This window comes from Archangium sp., assembly GCF_036388035.1.
Lineage (GTDB): Bacteria > Myxococcota > Myxococcia > Myxococcales > Myxococcaceae > Archangium.
This window is the reverse complement of record NZ_DASVSO010000792.1, coordinates 1-2,995: the sequence shown is the minus strand read 5'-3', so window position 1 is coordinate 2,995 and position 2,995 is coordinate 1. Positions and strand designations below refer to the sequence as shown.

4 protein-coding genes are annotated in these 2,995 nt (G+C 70.5%); 2 read left to right on the top strand and 2 right to left on the bottom strand.

Going from position 1 to position 2,995, the window contains the following annotated elements; genetic code table 11:
* A partial coding sequence (locus VF697_RS32630; RefSeq protein WP_331101097.1) for a protein-L-isoaspartate(D-aspartate) O-methyltransferase occupies positions 1–461 on the bottom strand: 461 nt, incomplete at its 3' end.
* Between the two features lie 145 nt (positions 462–606).
* Here VF697_RS32630 and VF697_RS32625 point away from each other — a divergent pair.
* Entirely contained in the window at positions 607–966 is a 360-nt protein-coding gene (locus VF697_RS32625; RefSeq protein ID WP_331101095.1) for an STAUR_1299 family protein, read from the top strand.
* 32 nt (positions 967–998) lie between these two features.
* On the opposite strand, the gene VF697_RS32620 is transcribed toward VF697_RS32625, so the two are convergent.
* Positions 999–1,796, bottom strand: coding sequence for a S1 family peptidase (locus VF697_RS32620; protein WP_331101093.1), 798 nt, complete (start codon positions 1,794–1,796; stop codon positions 999–1,001).
* A 125-nt stretch (positions 1,797–1,921) separates the two neighbouring features.
* On the opposite strand from VF697_RS32620, the gene VF697_RS32615 reads away from it, so the two are divergent.
* A partial coding sequence (locus VF697_RS32615; protein WP_331101091.1) for an alanyl-tRNA editing protein occupies positions 1,922–2,995 on the top strand: 1,074 nt, incomplete at its 3' end.

Here is a 2,995-nt window from a genome sequence, read left to right as displayed (position 1 = left end):
GCGGGAGGCAGCCGCTCCGGAGCGGCGGTCCCCATGATGGCGTCGAAGGGCTCCTCCTCCGGCCAGCCAGCCGAGCCATCGCCTACCCGGAAGTGCACGTTCGGGAAGCCGAGCCGTGTGAGCCGCTCGCGCGCCGGCCCGGCGAGCTCGGGGAGGACCTCCACCGTGTAGACCTGGCCGGTGAGCTGCGCGAGCACGGCCGTCTGGTAGCCCGAGCCCGTGCCAATCTCCAGCACCCGCTCACCCGGTTGGGGATTGAGGGCCTGCGTCATGACGGCCACGACGAAGGGCTGGCTGATGGTCTGGCCGTGGCCGATGGGCAGCGCCGAGTCCTGCCCGGCCTCTCTCCGCACCGACTCCGGGACGAACTCCGCCCGGGTCAGGCGGCCCATCGCCTCGAGGACCCGCGCGTCGGAGATGCCGTGTCGGCGAAGGGCTTCCACGAGCTGCGTATCTGCCATGCGGCAAACCTAACCGCTCGTGGGGACCGCCGCTGGCTCTTTCCGGAGTCGCGGACGATTGAGAAAAGTCGCGAGTCCCCCAAACCCCTCCCAGGCCCTTGCACCGCCAGGGATGTCGTGCTGGGAAGCCCTGGAGGAGATGCCCATGGACGCCACTGACGAACTGCTCCGCCTCGCCTTCGACCGCGCACCCGCCGCCGAGGCCAACGAAGCCATCTCGCGCATGCGCGCCCAGGCGGGTGACGACATCTCGGGCGCCATCAGCTACGAGCTCGTCCTCCCGGCCGGGGACGTGCGCGCCCACCTGCTCGACTACGTGCTGCCGCGCCTCGTGAACTACCTCGAGTCCAGCGGCGCGAAGCTGCCCCACTGCGGCGGCGTGTTCCTCTCTGTGTTCGCCGGGGACACCCTCCACTTCCTCCACGCCCGGGACGTCATGGCGCTCCTGTCCCGGTGGAGTGGCCTGTCCATGGATGAGCTCAAGCAGCAGTACGGACCGAAGTAGCCCCGCGCCCCTGGACAGGCCCTCCGTGCGCGCTACGGCAGGACGACGAACTGCCCGAGGAAGTTGCGCGCCGACGGCGTGTCGAGCCGGTAGTCCACGTTCGTCGACACGCACTGCGAGTCACCGGTGATGGTGGTGCTCACCACCATGTTCGTCTCGCCCGCGCCGGCCCCGAGGAACTGCGGGCCGCCCGAGTCGCCGTAGCAGGTGCCGGAGTCGCCCGTGGCGACGTTCTGCGACAGGCGCAGGTAGGTGTCGTTCAGCGCGGAGAAGGACGAGACCGAGACCTCGCGGGTGTCGAGGTAGCCGATGACCGGCCCGCCCGCGTCGATGACGCGCTCCTGCCCGCCGTAGCCCACGTTGGTGAAGAGCTGGCCGGAGAGCGTGCCCGCCGCCTTCATCGCGTCGAACATGCCGGCCTTGGGCAGCCGCGCCGGGGTGATGCCGCGCACCGGTTGGTCCAGCACCACCACCGCGATGTCCAGCGAGTCATGCTCGTTCCCCGGGTAGCCGGGGTGCGTGTACATGCGGCCCGAGTAGAGCTTCGCCTTCGAGGAGAACTCCGCATCGAAGGTGACCCACACCTGGGTGATGCCCAGCGACTCCAGGTACCCGGTGCAGTGCGCCGCCGTCAGGTAGACGGTTGGAGAGATGAGCGTGCCCGAGCACAGCACGTCCTTCTGCCCGGGACGCAGCCAGTCCGCGGCCACCAGGGCCCCCACATAAGGGTGGGCGTTGCCATCGGCCGTGCCATTGGTGACGGCCTGGGCCTGGGAAGCGGTGAAGGACAGGGCCATCACCCCGGCCAGCAAGAGAGCGCGCAGACGCATGGAAGACTCCTCGTTCAAGGGAGTCTCGAGCATACCATGAGAATCCAAGATTTCACCGCTATTCCAGTGTTGTCTGAATTCAGAAGATGGGGAGGCGCATGCGCCGTGTTATCCCTCCCAGAGCCATGACCCCCACCGAGCGCCTCTACTACAGCGATCCCTTCCTCTTCCGGTTCACCGGGCGCGTCATCGCGCACGGCTCGTGGAACGGTGCCCCCTCCGTCGTGCTCGACCGCAGCGCCTTCTACCCGGAGGCGGGTGGCCAGATGGCCGACCGGGGCGTGCTCGGCGGCCAGGCGATCCGCGACGTGCAGGTGGATGAGGCGGGCGTCGTCCACCACCTGCTGGAGCTGCCCGAGGGCACGGGGCTCCCCGAGCTCGGCGCCGAGCTGTCCGGGGAGATCGACCGCGTCCGCCGCCGCGTCCACATGGCCCTGCACACCGGCCAGCACATGCTCTCGCGCGCGCTGGTGGACGTGGCCAACGCCCACACCGTCTCCTCGCGCCTGGGCGAGACGCTGTGCACCATCGACGTGGACCTGGACGTGCTCGACGAGCGGCGCGTCGCCGAGGCCGAGGAGCGGGTCAACGCCCTCATCGACGACGATGTGGCCATCCGCGCCTTCTTCCCCACGCCCGAGGAGCTGGCCGCCCTCCCCCTGCGCCGCGCGCCCAAGGTGACGGAGAACATCCGCGTCATCCAGATCAGCGGCTTCGACGTGTCACCCTGCGGTGGCACCCACTGCACGCGCTCGGGGCAGGTGGGCATGGTGCGCGTGCTCGGCGTGGAGCGCTACAAGGGCAAGGGCCGCGTCCTCTTCTCCGCCGGCCGTCGCGCCCGCGCCGAGCTGTGGGAGGAGGCCGGTGCGTTGCGGGCGCTCGGCCGGACTTTCTCGTGCGGGCCGCTGGACGTGACGGCCTCCGTGGACAAGCTGCGGCGGGATCTCACCGACGTGCGCGAGGCGCTCGGCGCGGCCCGGGCGAAGCTCGCCGAGTCCACCGCCGCCGAGCTCGTCGCCCAGCTGGAGCAGTCCCCCGACAAGCGCGTGGTGGCGGTGCTCGACGGCGCCACGCCCGAGTACCTGCGCTCCGTCGCCGCGCGCCTCACGAGCCGACCCGAGGCCGTGGTGCTGCTCGCCGGCCGCGCTCCCGAGGGGCTGTCCGTGCTCATCACCCGGGGCAGCGGCTCCAGCTTCGGG

Coding starts and splice junctions, on each gene's coding strand:
- VF697_RS32625 (WP_331101095.1), top strand. CDS start 607: ATGGACGCCACTGACGAACTGCTCCGCCTCGCCTTCGACCGCGCACCC.
- VF697_RS32620 (WP_331101093.1), bottom strand. CDS start 1,796: ATGCGTCTGCGCGCTCTCTTGCTGGCCGGGGTGATGGCCCTGTCCTTC.